Origin of the sequence: Streptomyces sp. NPDC088730 (assembly GCF_044751215.1) — a bacterium.
In the GTDB taxonomy this organism is placed as follows: domain Bacteria; phylum Actinomycetota; class Actinomycetes; order Streptomycetales; family Streptomycetaceae; genus Streptomyces.
In genome coordinates this window covers 39152-61403 of record NZ_JBIVLK010000008.1, presented here as the reverse complement: position 1 = coordinate 61403, position 22252 = coordinate 39152, and the positions used below count along the sequence as shown (strand labels likewise).

22 protein-coding genes are annotated in these 22252 nt (G+C 69.2%); 9 read left to right on the top strand and 13 right to left on the bottom strand.

Features of this window, described 5'->3' with window-relative positions; all coding sequences use genetic code 11:
* Positions 1-33: 33 nt before the first annotated feature.
* Positions 34-984 carry an amidohydrolase family protein gene (locus tag ACIP89_RS23710; protein ID WP_402116558.1) on the bottom strand — a complete coding sequence of 317 codons (951 nt, stop codon included), beginning with the start codon at positions 982-984 and terminating at the stop codon, positions 34-36.
* A 77-nt stretch (positions 985-1061) separates the two neighbouring features.
* Here ACIP89_RS23710 and ACIP89_RS23705 point away from each other — a divergent pair, with 77 nt between their 5' ends.
* Positions 1062-1898: an IclR family transcriptional regulator gene (locus tag ACIP89_RS23705; RefSeq protein ID WP_402116556.1), complete on the top strand. Its 837-nt coding sequence runs from the start codon at positions 1062-1064 to the stop codon at positions 1896-1898.
* Between the two features lie 208 nt (positions 1899-2106).
* Here the strand turns inward: ACIP89_RS23705 and ACIP89_RS23700 are convergent, their stop codons facing one another.
* The 8 genes from ACIP89_RS23700 to ACIP89_RS23665 all read right to left on the bottom strand — a co-directional run bounded on the left by ACIP89_RS23700 (position 2107) and on the right by ACIP89_RS23665 (position 7723).
* Positions 2107-2331 carry a hypothetical protein gene (locus tag ACIP89_RS23700; protein ID WP_401924635.1) on the bottom strand — a complete coding sequence of 75 codons (225 nt, stop codon included), beginning with the start codon at positions 2329-2331 and terminating at the stop codon, positions 2107-2109.
* A gap of 380 nt (positions 2332-2711) precedes the next feature.
* Entirely contained in the window at positions 2712-3668 is a 957-nt protein-coding gene (locus tag ACIP89_RS23695) for a S1 family peptidase (protein WP_401924637.1), read from the bottom strand.
* 164 nt (positions 3669-3832) lie between these two features.
* Positions 3833-4108 carry a hypothetical protein gene (locus ACIP89_RS23690; RefSeq protein ID WP_401924639.1) on the bottom strand — a complete coding sequence of 92 codons (276 nt, stop codon included), beginning with the start codon at positions 4106-4108 and terminating at the stop codon, positions 3833-3835.
* A gap of 25 nt (positions 4109-4133) precedes the next feature.
* Positions 4134-4469 carry a hypothetical protein gene (locus ACIP89_RS23685; protein ID WP_402116554.1) on the bottom strand — a complete coding sequence of 112 codons (336 nt, stop codon included), beginning with the start codon at positions 4467-4469 and terminating at the stop codon, positions 4134-4136.
* A gap of 99 nt (positions 4470-4568) precedes the next feature.
* Positions 4569-5390 (bottom strand): lipase family protein, encoded by an 822-nt coding sequence (locus ACIP89_RS23680; protein ID WP_402116552.1) that lies wholly within the window; start codon positions 5388-5390, stop codon positions 4569-4571.
* 307 nt (positions 5391-5697) lie between these two features.
* A complete protein-coding gene (locus ACIP89_RS23675) occupies positions 5698-6498 on the bottom strand; it encodes an SAM-dependent methyltransferase (protein WP_402116551.1) in 801 nt (266 codons plus the stop codon).
* 515 nt (positions 6499-7013) lie between these two features.
* A complete protein-coding gene (locus tag ACIP89_RS23670; RefSeq protein ID WP_401924648.1) occupies positions 7014-7316 on the bottom strand; it encodes a DUF3253 domain-containing protein in 303 nt (100 codons plus the stop codon).
* Positions 7317-7402: 86 nt separating this feature from the next.
* On the bottom strand, positions 7403-7723 hold the full coding sequence (locus ACIP89_RS23665; protein ID WP_402116549.1) for a hypothetical protein: 321 nt from the start codon (positions 7721-7723) through the stop codon (positions 7403-7405).
* Positions 7724-7927: 204 nt separating this feature from the next.
* On the opposite strand from ACIP89_RS23665, the gene ACIP89_RS23660 reads away from it, so the two are divergent.
* Positions 7928-8170: a hypothetical protein gene (locus ACIP89_RS23660; RefSeq protein WP_402116547.1), complete on the top strand. Its 243-nt coding sequence runs from the start codon at positions 7928-7930 to the stop codon at positions 8168-8170.
* Positions 8171-8306: 136 nt separating this feature from the next.
* Complete coding sequence (locus ACIP89_RS23655; RefSeq protein WP_385031217.1) at positions 8307-8435, top strand: LPFR motif small protein; 129 nt, start codon at positions 8307-8309, stop codon at positions 8433-8435.
* Positions 8436-8803: 368 nt separating this feature from the next.
* On the opposite strand, the gene ACIP89_RS23650 is transcribed toward ACIP89_RS23655, so the two are convergent.
* Both ACIP89_RS23650 and ACIP89_RS23645 read right to left on the bottom strand, forming a co-directional pair.
* A complete protein-coding gene (locus ACIP89_RS23650; protein WP_401924655.1) occupies positions 8804-9409 on the bottom strand; it encodes a peptidase inhibitor family I36 protein in 606 nt (201 codons plus the stop codon).
* A gap of 3 nt (positions 9410-9412) precedes the next feature.
* A complete protein-coding gene (locus tag ACIP89_RS23645) occupies positions 9413-10471 on the bottom strand; it encodes a helix-turn-helix domain-containing protein (RefSeq protein WP_402116545.1) in 1059 nt (352 codons plus the stop codon).
* 1034 nt (positions 10472-11505) lie between these two features.
* Here ACIP89_RS23645 and ACIP89_RS23640 point away from each other — a divergent pair.
* Complete coding sequence (locus tag ACIP89_RS23640) at positions 11506-13386, top strand: FAD/NAD(P)-binding protein (protein WP_402116826.1); 1881 nt, start codon at positions 11506-11508, stop codon at positions 13384-13386.
* Positions 13387-13452: 66 nt separating this feature from the next.
* Positions 13453-14619 (top strand): putative PEP-binding protein, encoded by a 1167-nt coding sequence (locus ACIP89_RS23635; protein WP_402116544.1) that lies wholly within the window; start codon positions 13453-13455, stop codon positions 14617-14619.
* Positions 14620-14825: 206 nt separating this feature from the next.
* Here the strand turns inward: ACIP89_RS23635 and ACIP89_RS23630 are convergent, their stop codons facing one another.
* Both ACIP89_RS23630 and ACIP89_RS23625 read right to left on the bottom strand, forming a co-directional pair.
* The gene (locus tag ACIP89_RS23630; protein ID WP_402116542.1) at positions 14826-15704 is read right to left on the bottom strand and encodes a helix-turn-helix transcriptional regulator; all 879 of its coding nucleotides are present in this window, start codon (positions 15702-15704) and stop codon (positions 14826-14828) included.
* A gap of 1221 nt (positions 15705-16925) precedes the next feature.
* On the bottom strand, positions 16926-17675 hold the full coding sequence (locus ACIP89_RS23625; protein WP_401932678.1) for a DUF6008 family protein: 750 nt from the start codon (positions 17673-17675) through the stop codon (positions 16926-16928).
* A gap of 520 nt (positions 17676-18195) precedes the next feature.
* On the opposite strand from ACIP89_RS23625, the gene ACIP89_RS23620 reads away from it, so the two are divergent.
* The 4 genes from ACIP89_RS23620 to ACIP89_RS23605 all read left to right on the top strand — a co-directional run bounded on the left by ACIP89_RS23620 (position 18196) and on the right by ACIP89_RS23605 (position 22187).
* A complete protein-coding gene (locus tag ACIP89_RS23620; RefSeq protein WP_401924665.1) occupies positions 18196-19020 on the top strand; it encodes a p-hydroxycinnamoyl CoA hydratase/lyase in 825 nt (274 codons plus the stop codon).
* Positions 19017-20567, top strand: coding sequence for an AMP-binding protein (locus ACIP89_RS23615; RefSeq protein WP_401924667.1), 1551 nt, complete (start codon positions 19017-19019; stop codon positions 20565-20567). Before ACIP89_RS23620 ends, ACIP89_RS23615 begins: the two co-directional genes overlap by 4 nt.
* A 35-nt stretch (positions 20568-20602) precedes the next feature.
* Positions 20603-21301, top strand: coding sequence for a DUF899 domain-containing protein (locus ACIP89_RS23610; RefSeq protein ID WP_401924669.1), 699 nt, complete (start codon positions 20603-20605; stop codon positions 21299-21301).
* Between the two features lie 139 nt (positions 21302-21440).
* Positions 21441-22187 carry an SDR family NAD(P)-dependent oxidoreductase gene (locus ACIP89_RS23605; protein ID WP_401924672.1) on the top strand — a complete coding sequence of 249 codons (747 nt, stop codon included), beginning with the start codon at positions 21441-21443 and terminating at the stop codon, positions 22185-22187.
* Positions 22188-22252: the final 65 nt, after the last annotated feature.

The following is a 22252-nucleotide window of genomic DNA, read 5'->3' as shown; positions in this document are numbered from 1 at the left end:
ATACGGCTTCGGGCTACGGTCTTCGGGCGGCCGTCACTCCGCGAACAGCCGGCGGGCGTTGCGGGTGGTGAGGTCGCGCCAGGTGTCGGTGGCGGACGGCTGCGCCGCCGCGTCGACGGACGCGACCTGGACGAGCGCACCTTCGGCGGGTGTCCAGCAGTAGTCGCTGCCGTACAGGAGGCGGTCGGTGCCGAACGCGGCGTCCAGGGCCGGAATCTGGCGGGGGAAGGGCGTCCCGGCCATGTCGTACCAGACGCGGCCGAGCTCCTCCAGGGCGCTGGGCGCGTCCTTGGAGCCGTCACGGAACACGGCGCTGAACATGTCGATGCGGTCGGCGAGCAGCGGCAGCGCTCCCCCGCCGTGGGTCAGCACCCAGCGAATCCGCGGGAAGCGGGTGAACACTCCGCGCAGGAGCAGGTCGCTCGCGGTGCGGGCGGTGTCGAAGAGGAATTCCAGCATCGGCCGCGGCCGGCCCAGCGAGACGTCATCGGCGTGGGGCGGGGAGGTGGGGTGGACGAAGACGAGGGCTCCGCGGCGGTCGAGGTCCTCCCACAGCGGTTCGAAGCGCGGGTCGCCGAGGTAGACGCCGTGGTGGTTGGTCTCCACGGCGACCCCGTCCGCACCGAGTACGCCGAGGGCATGGCCGGCTTCGGCGAGCGAGCCCTCGACGTCGGGCAGCGGCAGGGAGGCGAAGTGGCCGAACCGCCGCGGATGCTCGTGGCGGACCCCGGCGGCGAACTCGTTGACCTCCCGTGCCAGGGCGCGGGCCGCGACGTCGTCCCCGAAGTGCACGCCCGGAGAGGAGACCGATACGTAGGACTTCTCGATTCCCGAGCGGTCCATCAGGTCGAGGTGCTGTCCGACGCTCCACACGGGCCAGCCGGGCATTCCGTCGGGACGGTCGATCCCGGCGGACCGGGCCGCCGCGACGTAGCTGTCGGTGACGAAGTGGGCGTGGACGTCGATGAGGCCGGTCGGGGTCATGTGGGGCTCCCTGGATGTGCGGGTCCGTTCCTGAGCCAGCGTAGGAAGGCGGCCGTAAGATGGAATGAGTGATGCCAATGAATGGAACGCGGGATTCGGACGGCGGCGCCGCGCCCCGCCGCGGCAGGAAGCCGGCCGAGGGCCGGCCGGTCGTCGACCGGGCGTTCGCCCTGCTCAACACGTTCGACAGCGACCACCGCGCGCTGTCCCTCGCCGGACTCGCCCAGCGGAGCGGCATCCCCCGCAGCAGTGCCCTGCGACTCGCCCGCACCCTCGTCCGCCTGGGTGCGCTGGAACGTCTCGATGACGGGCGCTACGTCGTGGGTCTGCGATTGCTGGAGACCGCCTCCCTGGCACCGCGCGGCCACGGCCTGCGGTCCGTGGCCATGCCCTTCATGGAAGACCTCTTCCATGTCACGCGGCAGCACGTACTGCTCGCCGTGCGCGAGCAGCAGGAGGCGCTGCTCGTCGAACGGCTCTCGGCCCTCGACGCAAGTCCCGTGCAGTACCGCGTGGGAGGCCGGCTTCCGCTCACGTCCACCGGCGCCGGGCTCGTGCTCCTGGCGCACGCCCCGGCGGCCGTCCAGGACCACGCCGTCGCCGCCTACGAGCCGGGAGAGGGCCACGACGACATCGTCACCTCAGCCGACCTGCGCCGCATGCTCGCGGAGGTACGGCGTGGTGACCACGCCTACGGCCGGCAGAGTCGTCCCTGGCCGCTGAGTACCGTGGCCGCGCCGGTACGGGACGGCCACGAGGTGGTGGCGGCGTTGTCGGTGGTCGCCCCCAGTACCGGCTTCGCGGAGGCGGGCTACGGCCCGGCCGTACGGGCGACCGCCCGTGCGATCTCCCGACGCCTGGCGGAGGAAGGACGGCGGGCAGCGCGTCCCGGCGGCACTCACGCCGCTCCGTGACGGAAGCGTGCGGGACCGCCCCACCGAGCCGCGGAGCCGGGTGCGCGTGCATGACCACGACCGCATAGGCCCCGCAGCCGCCCGAGGCGTCCACCACCACACCGCTGAAGGTCGTCGAGGAGCAGGACGCGGGCGAGCGCGTTCGTCACCTCAGGTCGGGGGGTGACGGTCCCGGCCGCGTTCCAGGCGGACGGTCAGTCCGGCGCCATCAGGGTGCGGTGTACTCGTGGGCGGGGGCGCCCTGCCACTCGACGAGGGACGCGCTGTCGAGGGCCCGCTCAGGGTTGGCCATTCCGGCGTCGGCGAGGAACACGATGACGTCGTGGTCGCTGTGGGCGAGCCCGAGCCGTTCTTCGCGGCCGGCGAGGTGCACGGTGACGAGCCTCGCACCGGAGGGTGCCGGCCGGTGGATCACGATCGGAGGCGTAGCCATGACTCCAGCGTGACCCGGACCTCTGCCGCGCGCATCCGCGCCGGACGCGGCGGCCCCGCGCGGCATGCGGAGCGGAGCGGAGGCGGTGGGCCGGCTGCCCCTGGCCCCGGCCGCCCTCGCGAAGAAGGTCTCCGGCCGGCCGGGCTTCACCGGATTCTTCGACGCCCGCGTTCACGGCAGCCGTCCCGGAACGGAGGTACCTCTCCCCGGGGAAGCCCGGGCCGCCTTCGTTGGCCTACGGCTCCGGGCAAGAGTCCGGTTCCCCGCTCCCGGCGGAGGGAACCTCTGGCGGGCCCGACCGCTCGTCCAGACACCAGGAGGCCGCGGTGCCCGGGGGACGGGATCGCACGTGAGCCGCCCCCGGGCCGCGTCGGTTCCGCTCAGGCGGCGCGGCGGGCCTTGCGTCGTACGACGAAAGCGGTACCGCCACCGGCGACGACCAGCGCGACAGCCGCGGCGGTGATCGCCGCGGTGTTGTCGTTGGTACCGGTCTCGGCGAGGCCGGCGCCCCCGGCCGGCCGGGCGCTGTTGGTCTTCATGGTCTTGTCGATCCAGGCCGCGTAGGCGGGGGCGCTGGTGTAGAGGCCGGGGCCCTGCGAGCACGGCACCTTCGGGGCGCCAGGTCCCGAGGTCACCCCGATCAGCTCCCAGCGGCCGTCCCGGCCCTTCTTGACCTGCGGTCCGCCGGAGTCTCCGAAGCACGCCATGGCCTTGGGCACGGTGGTGACGGTGCACAGCCTGGTCCGGCCCGCGTAGCCGGGCGCGCACTCGGACTCGGCGCCCCTGCGGGTGTTCAGCTCCTGCAGCCGGTCGGGAAATTTGAGTTCGGTGTCGACGGTGGTGCCGAAGCCCAGCAGCCGGGTCGGTGTGCCGGGCTGTCCGGCCTGCCCGGCGATCCTGACGGGCTGCTGGGCGACCGGACGGTCCAGGCGTATCAGCGCGAGGTCGTTCTTGTTGGCGGCCTTGCCGTCGCCGTTCACATAGCCGGGGTGGATGAAGGTCCGGTCTATCTTCCGGACGGTGCCACCGGACTTGCGGTGGTCGCTGCCGACGCGCACGGTGCCGTCCAGTTCGAGGCCGTCCCCCTTCACGCAGTGTCCCGCTGTCAGCACCCACTGCTGATCGATCAGCGACGCCCCGCATGTCCCGTCGTTGAGACCCAGCTTGGGGGCCGACTCCGGGATGGTCGCCATGAACGGGTACGTCTCGGTGGAGTCCGACCCGTTGACGATGGCGCCCGCGCTGCCGGCCATGAGGGTGGCGCAGGCTGCGGCGGCGAGAGCGCTGACGGCGATGGTTCGGGTGGTACGGCGACGCGGCGGTTCGAAGCTGAACACAGGACGTTCCTTTTCTTGCACGGTGGATCTGTATGTGTTCAGCCTCGTTGTCCGACCCGTGCCGGGCCATCCGGGCAACGGGCCGGTTGATGGTGTGGCTAGCCCCCGCTGTGCACTGGGGGAAACTCGCGGCTTCGACCAGGAGCGAGCCCCGTGCAGGGCCGCTAGGCGTCGGCGAACGGGTCACCCTGTACGACGGCGAGTCGAATGAGTCCGAGGCTGTCACCGTCACCGTCTTGGGTTGAGACGTAGACGGTGTAAGCCCGACCACGCTCGGCCGCGTATGCCGAAGTCCAGGGCAGAACGTCGTCGATGTCGACATCGTCCACTACCTCATACTCGTGCGCGGTGACGGCTGACCGGTCCCAGAAGTACACGCGGTACCGGGCATGGTCCTGTTCCCAGGCGGTGCCCCTGGGATCGATGGCGCGGATGTCCATGTGCCGAGCGTAGGGGGAGAGATCGCTACTCCAGTGCGACGGTCTTGCTGTGCCCCTCGTCGAGACTGCCCGGAACGGGTGCGGTGATCTGTTTGTTGACGAATCCGGTGTACTCGCCTGGAGTGGAGATCTGTTCCCTCCGGCTGAGCGGTGTGGAGCAGGTGGCCGTCTGGCCGGAGTTGGTCACCTGGGACTGGGTGGAGGCTGCCACGACCGTCTTGGGGCCGATGTGGGGGCCGCGCTGGAGGCTGCCGCTGGTGACGGAGGGGTAGATGCCCTTGCAGCTGACGCGTGTCCTGAACAGGACCCTGTGGTCGGATGCGCCGGAGGACCGGTGCGGATTCCGGGGAGCACGTCGCACCGCCGGCCTCGCACTCGAACCGGGCGCCACGTTCCTTACTGCCCGCGCCCGCGGGCGCGGCAGTCAGCACCGTGGCTTGCCCGGCGGCAGGAGCGGAGATCAGGTCAGGTTCTTCTCCAGGGCCGTGACGTAGTTGTTGATGAAGTGGTCGCGTACGCCGTCACTTGCCGGTGCCAGCGCGTCCGCTGTCAGGCCCCGGGCGCGGTCGGCGAGTCCGCCCAGCAGCGGCATCGACTCGTGCAGCCTGCCGCGGGCATCGATGTAGCGCAGGGCGTCGGCATGGGTGAACACCGGTTCCGGAGGCATCTGCGGAACGATGTCGTTGTTGTTGACGAAGCGGTACATGCGGTCCTTGAAGCCCTTGTTGCACGCGGCGGCCAGCAGCCGGTCGCAGACGCGGGGCTGCCCGTAGGTGTACACCCCGTCCGCGGCCAGACGCGGCTCCTCCAGATACGTCCGCGCCCCCGCCAGCATGGCCAGGGCACCGCCGAGACTGTGACCGGTGAACCACACGCTCTGCCCGTTGTCCCGGAAATCCGCGAGGCTGCTCCTGACCTCGGGATAGACCGATTCCAGTGCTTCACCGAAGCCGTAGTGGACGTACCCCGTCCTGGCCGGGCCCGGTACGGGCGGTGTCGTGGCGTCGGAGAGCCAGTCCTTGATCTGTGCCGGCTCCGTTCCGCGGAACGCGATGATGATCATCCGATCGCTGGCCGCCGTGAACGCCTGCGTGTCCTGCAGCGGAAAAGGCGGGCTGAACCGGGTCCGGTGGTGCCGCAACCGGCCGAAGCCCCAGGCGCGCACCTGTTCCTCGATGGTCGCTTCGTCCTTGTACGCCAGGTCGGATGCCTTGGCCAGCCAGTACGCATGGGCGAGGCTGTAACCAACGGCCTGGTGATCGATCGTCGACGGCACGGACATGCTCTTGTCTCCTCATACGTGGCTGCGGCGACGCCCGTACGATCTCCGCCGGGCGTCAGCCCCGCCGTGCCCCTCAGGGGCCCGGCAGGCACCAGACCACTTGAACAGCGCGCGAGCTCCCCTGTCGGCAGAAACGGTTTCCCCGGCACGTCGAACACCACCGGGCAGGTGTGGTCGGCATCTCCAGGCCGTTGGGTTGCGGAGCATCGTCGGCCTTGACCGAGGTGCCACACGGCGCCGGCGACGTCTGCCTCTGCCCCCAGCAGTACCGGCCGGCGGTGCGCGTCCCGCCGGCCGGCCGGTGCGGCTACCGCTTGGCGGCCACGAATCCCCACTGGTCGACCGGCTCGCCGACGGCGGGCTCCTGGGGGCGCCACAGGCTGATCGAGCCGAAGCCCGGCTCCACCAGATCGAGTCCGTCGGCGAAGGTCCGCATGATCTCCTTGGGGCGCGAGACGTACGGCATGGCACCGCCACTGGCGTACTCCTCCGACCCCGCCTCGGTCTCCGGGGTCCCGATGGTGTCGCACAGCATGAGGTGGCTGCCTGCGGGCAGCACGTCCAGGTAACTGCGCAGCAGCGCCGCGGCCTCGCCGGAGTCCGCGACGTGCCCCAGCGTGGAGAGGAGCATCACGGCCACCGGCTTGTCGAGGTCCAGCGTCCGCGCGGCCTCGCGCAGCACCGTCTTCGCGTCGGTGAGGTCCGCGTGCACGTAGGCGGTCGCGCCTTCGGGCCGGCTGGTCAGCAGGGCATGTGCGTGGGCCAGGACGATGGGGTCGTTGTCGACGTACACGATGCGTGCCGCCGGGTCGACATCCTGGGCGATCTCGTGTGTGGCGTTCGCCGTCGGCAGGCCGGTGCCGAGGTCGAGGAACTGCCGTACCCCTGCTTCACCGGCCAGATAGCGCACCGCTCGTGCCTGGAACGCCCGGGAGGCGCGCGCTATGTCAGTGATCTGCGGGTACAGCTCCTCCACCGTTGCGCCGAGCCGCCGGTCGACCCCGTAGTTGTCCTTGCCGCCGAGCCAGTAGTTCCACACCCGCGCCGAGTGCGGAGTGCTCGTGTCGATTCCGTCCACCGGTGCCGGGGTGTCCTGCTCGTCAGTCATCGGCCCTCTTCTTCGTGTTGCCCATGGGTTTGCGCGGACACCGCGCACAGTCATGCTTCCTCACCGGCGACCTCCGCACCAGCGACACAGGGACTCAACTCCCCTACGGCGAGGCGCCGTAGAAGGGGGCGGGCCAAGGATGGGCTGCGGTGGAGTGTGCGCGCGGCGGGCCGCCGGCAGGTCGCCAGGACCACACTGCAGCGCCACGTCGTCCTTGCCCGCGCCTCCGTGCGGCCCGAAGGTGGTCGGCGAGGCCGCGGTGATGGAGACCGTTCCTGAGGCGCTCCCATCGTCTGAACCACTCGCCGTGCCCGGCAGGGCCTCCCGAATCGTCCGGAGGGCACCAAACGGCACCGCGGCGAGCACGGCAGCAACACCGATGGGGTCCTCGTTCTGATCGGCCTGGTCCATGGCGCGCACGAAAGCCGTCCCCCATTCCCTATCCCCTGAGCCCGTCCCCGGCGCGCGCAGAGCGGCGGTATCGGCCGGTGAGACTCAGCCGGGCGCCGGGGAGGTCACCGCAGGCGTGCGCTGGGATCGGGGCCGGGGCGCGTCCGCCGGATCCGGATCGGTCCGTGGACCTCGGATTCGGTGACCGGGCGTCCCGCCTGAGTGATCTCCACCGCCCCCGCCTCGACGAGTCGCCACGCCGCGCGACGGGTCGCCTCCATCAGATGGCGCCAGCCGTCGTCCTGGCCGTCGTACGCGGCTCTCGCGGCATCGGAAGGGCAGATCGAAGACGTCGGACCACGCCGTTCCAGCAGGTCCACGATGGCCCGCTCCACCTGCTGGTCGATTTGGCGCCGTGTCTTCGCCACCCCGCCAGTATCCCGGCCCCCGGCATCCGGCGCCCCCGGGCCCTGGTGCCGACGGCCCGGCCGGTGCGAGCCGCCCGCGCCGCTGTTCACTTCTCGTCGTCCAGACGCCCAAGAGCCTGCTCCCAGCGCGCGCGGCGCTCCTGGGGGGACTGCTCCCACCACGGTGTGCCACGCTCCCCCAGCGCGGTTTTCGCCCACTGCACGCGGGAGCGAGCCGTTCGCTCGGCATCCACGTCCTTCGCCGACAGGGCTGAACGGACGGCTCGGCGTGCCGCCATCAGGTGATGGCGCAGGCGCGCTGCCGTCTCCTCCGGCAGCGAAGGGTCCGTCGCCCGCCACCGGCGGCCTTCGATCACGACATAGTGGCCGTCGGGAGTCTTTCCGGGTTGTCCTCGGCGTGCGCACATGCACCGATTCTCCGGCCGGCCGGTGCCGGATCGCGCCGAACCGCGCCGGGCACCCGCTCGCCGGAGACATCGAGGCGTGCGGCACCGCGGCGCCAGCCGTGCCGGCGTCAGCGGACCGGACGCGGCAGGCGCGCCCATGGACACCAATTCGCTTCGCTCGCCGTCACCGTGTCTGGTCCCCGTAGCTTCGGGTAGCCGAAGGTCATGAACTTTTCCGTACTTTCCGCGGACGTGTCCCCCTCACTGGCGGCGTTGGTCCCGGTGGGCCTGCTCGTTGTCGTGGCCCTGATCGCCGCGGTCATCGTCGGCAGCCGGCGGAATGCCCGGCAGAGGCTCACAGCCGACACGCATGCCCGCCCGGCAGCGGGGGAACGCGACGGGCAGCAGCGGGGCCGGACCTGGCAGACCATCGACGACGACCCCGACCAGGGAAATCCGCATCGCTGATCCGGTGGCCGAGCCGGATGATCCCCCCGGCCACCCGCACCCCTCCCCGCACCCGCGACAACAGGCCAAACGAACGAATGTTCGGCATAATTCGGACTAACACACCCACTGAGCAGCGACGACAAGGGACTGACACATGCTGACAGCGATCGCAGACGTACTGAGGTCCATCGGCGGAGCCATCGCCACCGTCGTGGCCCTGCCTTTCAAGGCCGTGGCACGCCTTTTCGGCGGAGCCGCGGACAGCGCCCACGGCCGACACTGAGGCACGCGGCGCGGACGCAGGATCCGGGGGCGTGGCGGTCGATCACGTGGGGGCACCGGCGTTTCGCGAAGACCGCGGTCGGCGCCGTCACCGGTCCGTTCGTCATGGTCACCATGACACCGCCCCTCAGCCTCCATGAAGTACGTGCGGTGGCGGCCTGAAGGAGGACCAGGCCGCCCACGGCAGGAAGGGCAGGGAACGCAACACCGTTGAGGGCCTGATCAACGAGCTGAAGGCCTGACGAGGCATGGCCACCCGCCGTGGCAGGATGCCCGAGCACTACCTCGCCGGCCTCCAATTCGTTGCCTCGATGACCTGGTTGGACGGCCTGCTCAAGGCCATCGAATGATCACGACATCACACAGGCGCTAGCAGGGGCTGAGATAGTAGACCCAGCCCCAGGGGGCGTTGCTGTCCTGGCTGTACCCTCCGGGCGAAGTCCAGCCGAGGTTCGCGTTGATGTCGTAGAACTTCGCCCGCAGGTGAGATGCCTGGTTGTTCTTCCAGGAGCCGTTCTGGGTCCACGGAATGCTGTTCAGCGTGTTGCAGTCGTAGAAGCTCAGGCGGGCACCCTCGAAGTTCGGGAGTGCGAACGCACACACGTAGGTGTACGGGCAGGTGCCGGCTGCGGCGAGCCGCGCGCCGTTCTTGTCGGCGAGATCACGGGCGTACTTCTCCCCGGGCAGCGGGATGAGCAGTTCCCCTCCGGCGCGGGTCACGATCTTGTTGATCGCGACCTGGGTGCCGCCCGTCTTGGCCAGGTAGCCGTCGGCTGTGCGCTGAAGTCCTGCCGCCTGGGCGCTGGTCAGTCCCACGGAGCTGGCCTGCGCCGCGAAGCTCGGGGTGCCGTTCCGGTCGGCTGCCGGGGAAGCACCGGCCGCACTCGTTGTGGCCGCCAGGGCGAAGAGCGTCATCATCACTGCGACGACGGCCCTCCCCCACGCGATGGATCTGAACGTTCCTTGCTCTGCCACGGATTACCCCTCGGGTCGACGACGTGTTTCGCACTGGCCACAACACTGCGGTGTGCGACTGCCGCCGTCATCGGCAAAGAGCGCAGCCTTCATTCGCGATGCGCGCTGGTACTCACCCGGCGTGACCCCGAAGGTGGTGCGGAACAGGCGGTTGAACGTGGCGGCGTTGACCAGTCCCCACCGCGCGCCGATGTCCTGCACGGGCATCGCGCGCAGCCGGGGGTCGGCGAGGTCCGCGCGGCAGCGTTCGAGCCGCAGGCGGCGAATAGTGGCCGCCACGCTCTCATCGCGGCCACGGAAGAGATGGTGCAGGAGCCGTACGGAGATGTGGTGCTGCGCGGCGACGGCACGGGGGGTGAGCCGGGTGTCCGACAGGTTGTCCCGGAGGAACCTGTCGACCCGGGCCAGCAGCATCGCGTGCCGCGCCTCCGGCGGCAGGTACTCCTGGGCATCGAGGTGGTGGGCGAGGAACCCCGTCGTCAGGTCGAGGCCGGTCCCGCCGAGCCGCTCCCGTTCGGTCGCGTCCAGCACGGGCGCCTCGTGGACCACGGAGTCGAGGAACTGGGCCAGCACCCGGCCCGTCCCTGACCTGGCCGGGATGCCGACGGCGAGCAGCCGGTCGATCTTCGCCTCGGGCAGCGGCACCAGCGCGCGCCGCAGATGCAGGATGATCGCCCGCGAGTCCCCGATGACGGGGCCGCTCTCGGCATGGCCGTTGTACGGGCGCGACGACGTCCACATCGCGAAGTCACCCGCACACAGCCGGGTCTCGTTGCGGCCCTGGCCCACCACCATCGCGCCGGCCAGGATCAGCGTCAGCTCGTACGTCTCGGGGTCGGAGCGGCGTATGAGCCCGGCGGTTCGCTCCGACCGGAGCCCGGGGAAGGACATCGTGGTGATCTGGAGCCGCCCCAGGTCCAGCGACCCCGCGCTCCCCGCGAAGTCGGCGGCGTGGTCGCTGGTGATCCGGGTCGGCGCCACCCCCCGGGCGACCACCTCGCGCCACCAGTCGAACCGGTGCTCCGCCGGTAACTCCGCCGTGTCGAACTCCGTGAACGCCATAGGAACCCCCCGTATGCCGTGCGCCTACCGTGGATGTGGTGGCACCTCGGTGGTCTTCCCAGCATCGGCACCGGCTACGACCGTCCGGCAGCCGTCTGCCGCAACATGGCCGGTGGTGGCCCACGATTGGCTGAGGTGACCTGAGGTACAGGTGACCCGAGGTACAGGGGAAACCCGGCGGTTCAGGAACGCGCGTGGACCTGGGCCACCTGGCAGTGCTACAGCTCAGAGGTTCACGCGCTGCCAACCCGGTTGGGACGGGACACCTGCTCGGGACCGCCTGTTCCGGATCCTGTACTCGCCAACTACGCGTCAAAGTCCTCGCCAACTACGGATCAAAGCGAGTCGCTGAGCTGCGGCGGGCGGATGCCGGCCCGCCGTCCACCGCCTCCCGCTCAAAGTCGCAGTCAGCGCATGACCGGGCACGCCTCGAACCCCAACAACTCGTAGGAACCCGCAGCTCAGCGCGCACGCCCCGGGGCTTCAAGGGCACAGGGGCAACACCGGAGCGGGCAGCGCCGCACCTTCGTAGCCACGGCGGTACAGCGCCGGGTGCACGAACTGCTGCGTGAGTGGCCCGAAGGTTTCCCGAGGCAGAGGTGGCCCGAGGGTTTCCCGAGGCAGGGGCCGAAGGGGTGCCCCTGACCGGCTGGACCGTCAGCGCCCCGAGTACTTCACGGATCCCGACACTGAGCTGCGGGTCGGGGCGGGGGCGGCGGGGGGCATCCCCGCTGCGCTTGAGCCGACGCGGAGTCGACACGGACCGGTCCAGCGCCCTCGGACCCGGCGCTGGACCGGTGAACGTCTGCACACGAAAGGCGAGATGGGCCCGATAGAGGTGGGCCCGATAGACTACTTTACCCGGGAAGCGCCTCGCACCATGGCAGGAACAAGGACCTCGACAAGCCTCGTTCTTGCTGGTCTAGGCGCTTTCTTCTCTTCTGCCCGACTGCCGGACAGACCGCCTCATGAAAGCCCGAGGCTGGTGTGAACCGGCAGAGCCGCAGTCCCATCCTCTTCGGGGAGGTTCTACCATACTTCGAACAGGTTCATGCCCAAGAGTGCTCATTGTCGGATCGGGCCTGGCCGGCGCCGCCACCGCTATGCGGTTGCTCCGTTTCGCGCGCAGCCCCCTGGAAATCGTTCTGCTCGAACGGCGCTCCGACTACCGGTGCGCAGGTGTCGCCTACCACCGCGACGGCAACCCCTGGGGTCATGCGTTCAACATCCAGGCGGGTCGGATGTCGGCCTTCCGTGAAGACGTCCACGACTTCATCCGCTGGGCCAATTCCGAGGCGGACCGCGGGGACTGGCCTGCCCCCTGGGCCGGGACGACCTTCACCGAGGGGGGACCGGCGCCCCGGCGGATCTTCCAGGACTATCTGACCGACCGGCTGGCCGAGGCCAAGCGGGAAGCCTATCCCGGCGTCGTGCTCGTCGAGGCGGACGGCGAGGCCGTCGACATGCAACTCCGTTCGAGCGGGGTCGATGTGACTGTACGGCACTTCTCCTTGAACAGTGCGGACAAGGGTTCCCGAGGCGGGCAGGGCCGGGACGCGACGGTGCTCTTCGCGGACCGCGTCGTCCTCGCGACCGGCCTGGAACTCAGGGAGCCGCCGTACGCCGCGGAAGTGCTCGATCACGAGTCCTTCGTGCGCAACCCGTACTCCGAAGCCGGCGTCCGGAAACTGATGACGCTCCCGCCCGGGGCGACTGTCGCGATCGTCGGATCCGTGCTGAGCGCGTACGACTCGGCGGGCCTGCTGTTGCGCCGGGGCCACACGGGGAAGATCCATTTGGTCTCCAGGACCGGGACGGTGTTCCGTACGTACCCCGCCGGCCATGAACACGAGGTGGTGCGGCTGCCCTGCCCGAAGACACTGCTGGAGCCGTACCTCGATCGTCAGGAGTTCCTGGCCCGGGTCCGAAGCGCGTGGGAGGCCGCGTGCTCGACCATCGTCCGCGAGCACCCCGGCATCCATCCGACCGTGGTCGCGGAGCGGGTGGCCAAGGCGTGGGAGCCGCATCTGCCGAAGGCCATCGAGCTGATTCCCTCCGCGGAACTGCGGTGGCTGCTCGACGAGTTCGGTACCGCGATCGCCGCCTTCCGGGTGGGTGCGGTGGAGTACACGATGGAGGTGATCGAGCGCGCCATGCACCCGGCGGACGGGACAGCGCGACTGGTGGTCGGCAAGGTGGCCGGGATCAAGCCGACGGAGTCCGGGCGGCTGACCGTCTCCGTCGACACCAGGAACGGGACGCGGTCCATCGAGACCGACCTGGTGATTGCCAACTTCAGCAGGGAGTCGGACTACGGCAGGGTCCGACAGCCGCTGTGGAAGAACCTTCTGCGCCGGGGCATGGCGGTCCCTCACGGGCGCACCGGGCGCGGTCTGGAGGTCGACGGACGGGGGGCTCTGCTCGCCCCCGACGGGGAGGCGGTCGGCCCCCTCTTCGCGGTCGGTGTGCTGAGAGAAGGCGACGAGATCGTCCGGAACGGCCGGACCGGTGCGTTCACCTTCAACCTCGCGGCCATCAAGAACCACTCGATCGCGGTTGCCGCGCATGTGATCGAGACCCTGGAACCGGGCGGAGACGATTTGACCGAGAGCTTGGCCACCTACTATGCCCGTTCCAGCAATCTCAAGGAAGTGGGGCGCGTCGAATTCGAGGAGGCTGTGAACCTGGAAGTGAGGAGGCTGGCTACACGTTCCCGAAGTGAACGGGAAATCAAGGATTCCCGTTTGGATTCCTGCATCAGGGCCGCCGGAGAACTGTCGAACCTTTCGATGGACGCGTCCAGGCGCGACCGCCTGATGAGGGCTGTCGTCAACCGGGCAGCCGTTGAACGGCTCACCGACATCTCGGTTACGCCGAAGCAATTGCGCAGACAACTCGGGCTAGCGAACTCCTAGGACGGGGAGGACCAGTTGAGCGGGCGACGAATTCAAGGGTTCCTGTTGAGCGGCGGAACAGAGAAGGTGTTGCGAGGCACTTGTAACCGCACAAGGAGCCCGCTTCAGGGGTCCATCCTCGTCGCCGGTTCCCTCGAAGCAGGCCTTTACGACGCGATGGTGGCCTCACGTGCGGTCGTCTGCGGCGCGGGCGGGCTGACCGGGCACATGCAGTCCATCTGCCGCGGCAGGGGTATACCCGTGCTCCGTGTCGACGAGAACGATCTGGCGGGCGTCACCGGCGAGGTGACGCTGCATCTGGAGAGCCAGTCGATCATCGTCGAGTCCGACACGGTCTCCCGGGCCGCGAGCCCGGGAGCGGGGGAACCGTCACTGGACGACCTGGGCTCGGCCTGCGCGGTCATCGCCGACCTGCAGGACATCGCCACGATCAACGCGTGCGGTCCGGACGCGGAGCGGGTCGACTCCTTCTTCATCCGGGAGGAGTTCCTCTGCCTGGCGGCGGGCCTGCGTCCACTCGACTCGATGGGGGGCAGCCCGGCCGACATCACGGCGTACGGGGAGGCCGTCGCGGACCGGCTGTGCGGGTTCGTCGAGGCTCTCCTGCCCGAGCAGCGGCTCGTCCTGCGGTTGCTCGACCTCCGCTCGGACCACGCTGCCCGGGTGACCGAGCTGGCCCAGGTCGCGGTCGAACCGAACCCCGAGCTCGGCCTGCACGGCGCCCGCTGGCTGCTGGGGTCGAACGCGTACCGGGACGCGCTGCACGCGTTCCTCGGGTCCCTGCGCAAGCGGCTCGGTGACGAGGTGGGCCGGGTGCACCTCTCGGTTCCCTTCGTCAACGACGCGGAGGAGTTCGCCACGCTGAGCAGACACCTGGAGCTGCCGGCCGGCGTGCGGTTGTCCGCGTTCATCGAGACGCCCGCGGCGGTGCACGCCACCGCGGCGATCTGTGCCTCGGGGGCCAGCGAGTTGTTCGTCGGCACGAAGGACCTGGTGCAGTACTACCTCGCGGCGGACCGGGGCAACCACCTGGTGGCCGGGTCCTATCAGACCCGGCACCCGGCCGTCATCGACGGCATGAGGAGGGTGGTGGAGTCGGCGCGCGCCACGGGCACCCCGGTGAGGGTGTTCGCGCTGGGGGCGGACCTCGGCCACTACGTGGAGCAGCTGCCGGCCCCGGACGGCTACATGATGTGCACGGCCGAACTCCAGCAGGTGATCCTCCGGCCGTAACTCCGGCAGGGCGAGCGCCCGGTACGGCGGCGGCCGCACAGCCGGACCCCACCGGAAGCCGGCCACGCGGACGGCGGGGTCCGTGCGGCGGCAACTCGTCCGGCGAGGCCGTCGCTTCCTCGCCGGACCGCTCGGCCGGGCCCTGGGCAGCCCGGCCGGCTCGCATCCGTTGTGCCCGTTCGCCGGGGGCCTGGCGCAGGTTCCGCCTATGGTGAGCCCTCCTGCACGGCTCTCAGTCGGTGCGCTCCGGCCCGGCCCCACGGATCAGCCTGCCAGTCGCCCGCACAGGGAGCCCGCCCGAACGCGCTGCCGGCGACCTCGGCCTCACCGGACGGGGCCGCCTGCAGCGGCCGGTGGTACGGGCCGTCCAGTTCCGGCAGAGCCAGCAGGATCGGCAGGTCGAGCTGGGTGGCCGCCCGCAATTGCACATCGGCGTTGTACACGCATCCACCGCGGGCGCGGACCGCCCACCCCGAGCCGATCAGCCTCGGCAGGCGGACCTGCGGGCCAGGCGCGCCGTCGTCCAGCATCACGGCCGCCGCCCGGATGAACCACAGCCCGTCGGGGACGTTCAGGCGGAACGGGCGGCACTCGTCCAGAATGTCGCAGGAGCGCGGCAGTCCCTCCATGATCGGGGTGCTGAACGCACCCACATAGACCCGGACCGGGCCGACGCCTGCCGGGAAGTGCAGTCGTCCGGCCACAGTGGACAACCCGTGGCGGGCCTGGGCGGCCGGCAGGGTGAGCGGTGGCATGCCGCAGCGGGCCAGGAACCGGTACCTGGTCGGTGCGATGCCGACGCTGCGGGTGAAGCGACTGGTGAACGTGCCCAGGCTGTTGTAGCCCACCCGGTGGGTGATGTCCGAGACGCTGGCCGCGGTCTCCAGCAGGTGCCGCTTGGCCATGAACAGTCTGATCGCGGCGAGGAACCGGCCCGGCGACGTCCCGGTCAGCTCGTTGAACATCCGCGAATAGTGGAACTTGCTGTAAAAGGCAGTCTCCGCCAGTTGTCCCAGGGAGAGCGGGCCGGCGTGGTGATTCCACATTGCTTCTATACTGCGCTCGATCGCTGCCTCTGTGGCCATTCGTATCTCCCGGCTTTAGATGCTGAGTATGCATTTGCATGTGCACGGAAGTACCAATTGCCTGTCGGGATTTTCGGGATCCCGATCGGAATTGTTCCGGTGAGCGGTCGCAGCGCGTCCCGGCCCACCGGCACGTTCATTACAACGAGTTGCCCTGCGGGTTTGCGGGTTCGTCCTGGGTTGCCTGATCGTTCTGTACCGGTCGCGCGGCGGCTCCCTCATGTGGCGGTACACCTTCCCGAACGTGTCGAACCCGGCCGATGCCGTGGCGGCCGAGTCTGGCCGAGGAATATCGTTTAGCTGTTCGAAACCGTCCGCATCTTCAAAATTGCGGTTTGAGATGGATGTCGAGAAAAGATGGCCGAAAATTGCGTTTACGGTACCGCTTCCGTTGACGGTGTTCAGCGCGATTCGGATTGAGTCTCCGGCCCCGGACGGGTTTCGCCGGCTTCACCTGCTGGTGGAGCCGAGGGCCGGTCGCGGGTGTCCGAGCCGGCCGGCAGAACCGGGCCGCGTCTACGGGCCCCGGGCTCCGGGCGCCACCTCATCGTCGTGGCCGTGATGAGGTGGTTCCTCAAGTCCGGGGTTCTTACCGAACGTGAGGACCAGAGCTCCTGCCGTCACCGAGACGTCACGGTGCCGTGGCTTGTCTTCGCCGCTGTTCGACACGGCCACGCCGGCGCTCTGCCCGACGCCGCACACGTCGGCCGGCGGTTCCCGTGGTCCCGCCGTACTTCCACGGCCCCCTGCCCACACTCATCGAGCTCATCGAGCATGGTCCGTGGTGCTTGTGCACGGCTCTCGCGACGACGCCGAGAATGTGCGGCACGAAATCGCTGACGTGCTCGAACCACCAGAGCTGCGGCTTTCACGGGCCAGGACCCGGATCGCGCCCATGGGAGAGCAATTCGCAGTGGCCACCGCTGAGGTGACGGCGCCGAAGGCGCAACGCACGGGGCGCCCGTGCGTCGAGGAGACATTCGAAGTCTCAACTCGACAGCACGGGCGCCCTACTGGCACCCCGTCATGCCCATCGCCCCCCTCGAGGGCCACCGCCGCGGGTGCCTGGGTTCCCGAAGCACGCACTCGACTCGCGGGGACGCGTCCCCGTCGAGGAGCCCGGCTACCCGGGCCGGGCCGAAGCGCGCCGCGAAGGGCCCGGCGTTGAACAGGCCCGGTCACACGCTCCGCGCGATGACCGGGCCCGGACGCCGCCGCCCCTCAGCGGCGCCCCAGAGGTTCCAGTGCGCTCGCGGAATCCTCCTCGGAGCCGGCCGGGGCAGCCACGGTTTCCACGTCCCCCAGGAGACCGAAACTCTCCTTGACCGCCCGCTTCTCCTTCCAGAGGTGGTAGACGGCGATGCCGAGGATGACTGTGCCCACCGCGTTGGCCACAAAGTGCCACCAGACCCGGTACGTCACCAGTGCCGGGCCCGGTTCGATGACGCCGAACCAGGTGGACAGGCCGATGGCCCGGCTCGCACCCAGCGCCACGGAAGCCGTCAGCACGACGTGCTCAAGGCCGTGGATCCCCTGCATCCAGACGCCCATCCTGGCCCACTTGCGCGCCTTGAGCTGCCCGGCGACCCGGTGCGTGATCTGCACGATGCCGACCAGTCCGGCAAGGAAGATGAAGTTGCCGACCAGGTGCAGGATCTCCATCCCGAGGGCGGGCTTGCCGGCGTCGACCTGACCCATCCCACGGGCAAAGCTGTCAGCCCACGGAGTCATCCACGCCGGGTCGTAGGGATGGGCGATCCAGTAGCCCGCCTGTGCGACATGTTCCTGGAAGTGGCCGACCTGGCCCACCACGCCAACGCCGACGAGCCCTACGGCGAGTCTGTACAGCCACGGCTTCACCGCCTTCCGGTTCCCGACCGCGAGCACGGCGACGGCGGCCCACATCGCGACGGCCCAGCCGATGAAGAGGACAGCGCCCACGGTGTCCACCGTCGAAACGGTGGGTGCCATCCCAGGCATGCCGGAGTGATCCATACGAAATTCCTCCCTGGTTGTCTCTCAACTGTGCGGACAGATCACAGAAACAGCAGTCGGCGTTCGGCAGCACCCTGAGGCAGTGACCGAAATCCGATACCAGCGAGAAAGCACGTCCTGGGTTCCCCCGGCACGAGCAGAACAGCACCCTCTCGCTGCTCACGATCGCGAACTGGCCCGCCTACGTGCCTCCCACACAACAGACTGCCCCCAGTCCGCCGGGTTCACCTCTTCCCAATTGCTCTCTTGGGGTCTCGGCAGGGCGCGCCCGGATCTCGCCGGTGGCAAGACCCTCCGCCCGCGTGCGACCCCGGACAGGTGCCTCGGCCGCCGGCACCGCCTCGGAGCGCTCCGCACCGATTCACGGCAAAGCACATTGGGAGAAGTCGACCCCCTACAGAAAATGTGATGCTCATATCCGTGGCCGGAGCCACGGACGGTGGATTGGTGAATTGCTGTGCGCGTACGCACTTCGTCTGGAGAAGAGGCCAAAAAAATGATCACGCTGGACACGGTGAACGTCGAGATCGACGGACCGAAGGCCACGATCTACCTGAACCGGCCGGGTAAGAAGAACGCGATGAATCCGCAGATGCACCTGGATATGAATGAGGCCCTGGACGCGATCGAGGCAGCCGGAACCGTAAAGGCGGTTGTCGTGACCGGCAGCGGTGACAGCTTCAGCTCCGGGATGGACCTCGAAGAGTGCTTCCTGCAGCCTTTCGATGACCCGCAGTTGTTCTACCGGACCAATCTGGTGGCGCTCAATTGGTTCAAGCGGCTGAAGGCCTTTCCCGCGGTGACCATCGCCAAGGTGAACGGGTACGCCTTCGGCGGCGGGTTCCTGGTCGCGGGGATCTGCGACCTGGCCATCACGTCGGAGACCGCGAAGTTCGGACTCTCCGAAATCAACTTCGGCATCTTCCCGGCGGGAGGAGCCACCTGGGCGGCCACCCACAACCTGCCGCGCAAGCAGGCGCTGTACTACATCCTCACCGGGGACACTCTCACCGGGCGGCAGGCGGAGACGTACGGGCTGGTGAACAAGGCCGTTCCCGCGGATCAACTGGACGCGGAGACCGACCGAATCGTCGGACGGATCGTCAACAAGAACCCGATCACCCTGGAACTGGCGAAGCAGGTCTACGAGCGCACCACGACCATGGACCTTCCGGCGTCGATCGACTACGACCAGGCGAAGCTCTGGGAGCTCTCCCGTCTCAGCGGCAACGAGTGGATCAACGTGGCGCTCAAGCAGTTCGAGAAGCGCGACTACCAGCCCGGCCTCAGCACGTACAGCCGGGTGGAAGCCACGTCATGATCTTCACTGGCCCACGTCCACGCGTCCGCGTCCCCGAGACCACGTTCACCTCCTTCATACTGCGACATGCGGAGCAGTACCCGGACCGCCTGGCGACGGTCGACGTCGACGGGGAGAACGGCTACACCTACGGCCGGCTCGCATCGGCGGTGCGCCGCGCAGCCACCGGGCTTCATGCCCGCGGCTTCGGCAAGGGCGACGTGTTGGCCCTCCTCGCGCCGAACGTGCCCGCCTACCCGATCGCGTTCCACGCCGCCGCCCTGGCGGGCGGCACGGTGGTGGTGCTCAATCCCCTCGACACGGCGGACGATCTCACCGCCCATCTGAACGACACCGGTGCGCGCCTGCTGGTGACCATGCCGTCCGAGATGGCCAAGGTCGCGGCAGTGACCGCGCGGACGAAGGTCGAAGAGATCATCGTGTTCGGTGAGGCGGAGGGCGCCACGTCGTTCTCCGCGCTGCTCACCGACGGTGTGCCGCCCGAGCCGGCAGTCGACCCGGCTCAGGACGTGGTGGCCGTGCTCCACTCCAGCGGCAGCACCGGCTATCCCAAGGGGGTGCTGCTGACCCATCGGAACATGATCGCCAACGTGCTCCAGACCAGCCTGGTCGCGCCCCTCGGTGAGCACGAGACGGTGCTCGCCGTCCCGCCCTTCCACCACGCGTTCGGCCTGATCATGACGATGAACGCCAGTCTGCTCCAGGGCGCGACACTCGTGACGATGCCGCGCTTCGACCCCGAGGCCTACCTCAACGCGATCCAGGACCACCGCGTCACACGCCTCTACGTCGTGCCGACCATCGCCGTCCTCCTCGCGAAGAGCCCGCTGGTGGACCGGTACGACCTCTCCTCGCTCCGCTCGATCGTCTCCGGCGGCGCCGCGCTCGACCCCGGGACGGCCGAGCTCTGCCGGCGGCGCCTGGGGGTGAGCATCGGCCAGGGATACGGCCTCACCGAGGCACTGGTCTCGTTCATGCAGCTCGCCGACCCGGTGGCTCCCGGGTCGGTCGGACCCAACTCCCCCAACATCGAGTGCAAGATCGTCGACATCACCACCGGCGACGAACTCGGGCACAACCAGGACGGCGAGGTCCTCATCCGCGGCCCTCATGTGATGAAGGGCTACCTCAACGCCCCGGAGGCCACCGCCAAGGTGCTCGAACCGGACGGTTTCCTGCACACCGGCGACCTCGGCCATGTGGACGAGAACGGAGAGCTCTTCCTCGTCGACCGCATCAAGGAACTCATCAAGTACAAGGGCCAGCAGGTGTCCCCGGTCGAGCTCGAAGCGGTCCTGATGTCGCACCCGAAGGTCACTGACGCGGCGGTGGTCGGCGTGCCCGACGAGGAGGCCAGCGAGATCCCCAAGGGATTCGTGGTGACCGGCGCGCCGGTCACGCCGAAGGAAATCATGGCCTTCGTCGCCGAACGGGTCGCCCCCTACAAGAAGATCCGGCGGATCGAGTTCATCGATCAGATCCCCCGCACACCAGTCGGCAAGATCGAGCGCCGCAGTCTGCTGGCCCGCGAGCGGACCGGCCGGTAATCGCAACTCTGAAGCAGACCACCCAGGGAGAACCCATGAACCTTCCGAAGATAGTTTCCCGATCGGAGTGGCTGGAGGCCCGCAGGGCGCTCCTGGAGAAGGAGAAGGAGGTCACCAACGCCCGCGACATGATCGCCGCGGAGCGCCGGAAGCTGCCGATGGTCAAGGCGGAGAAGGAGTACCTCTTCGAAGGACCGGACGGCACAGCGACGCTGCTCGACCTGTTCGAGGGCCGCCGCCAGCTCATCGTCCGGCACTTCATGTTCGGCCCGGACGACGACGAGGGCTGCATCGGCTGCTCCATGCAGACGGACAGCGTCGGCGAGCTCGCCCACATGTGGGCCCGGGACACCAGCTTCGCCCTGGTCTCCCGGGCGCCGCTGGCGAAGTTCGAACCCTTCAAGGCCCGGATGGGCTGGAAGTACCCCTGGTACTCGTCGTTCGGCAGCGACTTCAACTACGACTACGAGGCCGCCACCGAGATGGGCGAGTCGCCCGGGGTGAGCGCGTTCATCCGTGACGGCGACGACGTCTTCCACACCTACTCGGTCTTCGACCGGGGCGGGGACATCTTCAAGAACTTCTACAACTACCTGGACATCACCGCCCTGGGCCGGCAGGAGGACGAGCTGGAGCACCCCTGGGACTGGTGGCGCTACAAGGACAGCTACGACAGCAAGGACGCGGCCGCGCCCGGCAACAACTGGTGGAATGGGACACGCTTCAAGTCGTAGCGCGTCGATTCCCGCCCTCCGGCGACAGCCGGAGGGCCCCTGACTCCGGCTCCGGGACCTGCTGCCTCCCCGCGACAGGACCCGGGGCCGGAGCTCTCGACCGTCCGCGACCGGACACGCCCATTACCTGGAGGACATCATGAGCGACCTGTCCGGCAAGACCACCATCGTCGTCGGCGCGAGCCGCGGCCTGGGCCACGGGATCGCCACGGCCTTCGCCGAGGCCGGTTCCCGAGTGGTCGCCGTCTCGCGCACCGCGGCGCCGTTCGCCGAGCCGGCCGGCTCCGCCGGCAGCACCGTTCCCGAACTCGCCGACGCCGGCGACCCCACAGTGGCGGGCAGCCTCCTCGACCGATACCGGCCCGAGGTCGTCGTCCTGGCGGCCGGCGCGAGCCCGCACATGCGGCCGCTGCAACACCAGACCTGGGAAACCTTCTCGGTCAACTGGCAGACCGATGTCAGGATCGCGTTCCACTGGCTGCGCGAGGCCCTGCTCACTCCGCTGCGGCCCGGCAGCAGGGTGATCGTGGTCAGCAGCGGTGCCGCGATGGCGGGTTCGCCGCTCTCCGGGGGCTACGCCGGCGCCAAGGCCACCCAGCGCTTCATCACCGGATACGCCCAGGACGAGGCGGAGCGCGCCGGACTGGACATCACGTTCTCCGCGGTGCTTCCCCGGATCACCCCGGCGACCGAGCTGGGCAGGTCGGCGGCCCGCGCGTACGCGGCTCGCGACGGCCGGTCCGAGGAGGAGTACCTGAAGCAGATGGGGCCGCTGCTCACCCCGGAGATCGCCGGCTCAGCGATGGTCGAGCTGGTCCGGACGCCGGCGGCCGCGGTCGCGCCCGGCTACCTCCTGACCGGGGCCGGTCTGAAGAAGCTGCCCTGACTCGGTTCCACGTCATGGGTACGGGGCAGGGCCGCTGGTCGGCCCTGCCCCGTACGTCGTTGCGA

What these genes read in the sequence shown, in the direction of transcription:
- ACIP89_RS23710 (WP_402116558.1), bottom strand. Translation starts at nt 984, where the DNA reads ATGACCCCGACCGGCCTCATCGACGTCCACGCCCACTTCGTCACCGAC.
- ACIP89_RS23705 (WP_402116556.1), top strand. Translation starts at nt 1,062, where the DNA reads ATGAATGGAACGCGGGATTCGGACGGCGGCGCCGCGCCCCGCCGCGGC.
- ACIP89_RS23700 (WP_401924635.1), bottom strand. Translation starts at nt 2,331, where the DNA reads ATGGCTACGCCTCCGATCGTGATCCACCGGCCGGCACCCTCCGGTGCG.
- ACIP89_RS23690 (WP_401924639.1), bottom strand. Translation starts at nt 4,108, where the DNA reads ATGGACATCCGCGCCATCGATCCCAGGGGCACCGCCTGGGAACAGGAC.
- ACIP89_RS23680 (WP_402116552.1), bottom strand. Translation starts at nt 5,390, where the DNA reads ATGTCCGTGCCGTCGACGATCGATCACCAGGCCGTTGGTTACAGCCTC.
- ACIP89_RS23675 (WP_402116551.1), bottom strand. Translation starts at nt 6,498, where the DNA reads ATGACTGACGAGCAGGACACCCCGGCACCGGTGGACGGAATCGACACG.
- ACIP89_RS23665 (WP_402116549.1), bottom strand. Translation starts at nt 7,723, where the DNA reads ATGTGCGCACGCCGAGGACAACCCGGAAAGACTCCCGACGGCCACTAT.
- ACIP89_RS23660 (WP_402116547.1), top strand. Translation starts at nt 7,928, where the DNA reads ATGAACTTTTCCGTACTTTCCGCGGACGTGTCCCCCTCACTGGCGGCG.
- ACIP89_RS23655 (WP_385031217.1), top strand. Translation starts at nt 8,307, where the DNA reads ATGCTGACAGCGATCGCAGACGTACTGAGGTCCATCGGCGGAGCCATC.
- ACIP89_RS23645 (WP_402116545.1), bottom strand. Translation starts at nt 10,471, where the DNA reads ATGGCGTTCACGGAGTTCGACACGGCGGAGTTACCGGCGGAGCACCGG.
- ACIP89_RS23630 (WP_402116542.1), bottom strand. Translation starts at nt 15,704, where the DNA reads ATGGCCACAGAGGCAGCGATCGAGCGCAGTATAGAAGCAATGTGGAAT.
- ACIP89_RS23625 (WP_401932678.1), bottom strand. Translation starts at nt 17,675, where the DNA reads ATGGCACCCACCGTTTCGACGGTGGACACCGTGGGCGCTGTCCTCTTC.
- ACIP89_RS23620 (WP_401924665.1), top strand. Translation starts at nt 18,196, where the DNA reads ATGATCACGCTGGACACGGTGAACGTCGAGATCGACGGACCGAAGGCC.
- ACIP89_RS23615 (WP_401924667.1), top strand. Translation starts at nt 19,017, where the DNA reads ATGATCTTCACTGGCCCACGTCCACGCGTCCGCGTCCCCGAGACCACG.
- ACIP89_RS23610 (WP_401924669.1), top strand. Translation starts at nt 20,603, where the DNA reads ATGAACCTTCCGAAGATAGTTTCCCGATCGGAGTGGCTGGAGGCCCGC.
- ACIP89_RS23605 (WP_401924672.1), top strand. Translation starts at nt 21,441, where the DNA reads ATGAGCGACCTGTCCGGCAAGACCACCATCGTCGTCGGCGCGAGCCGC.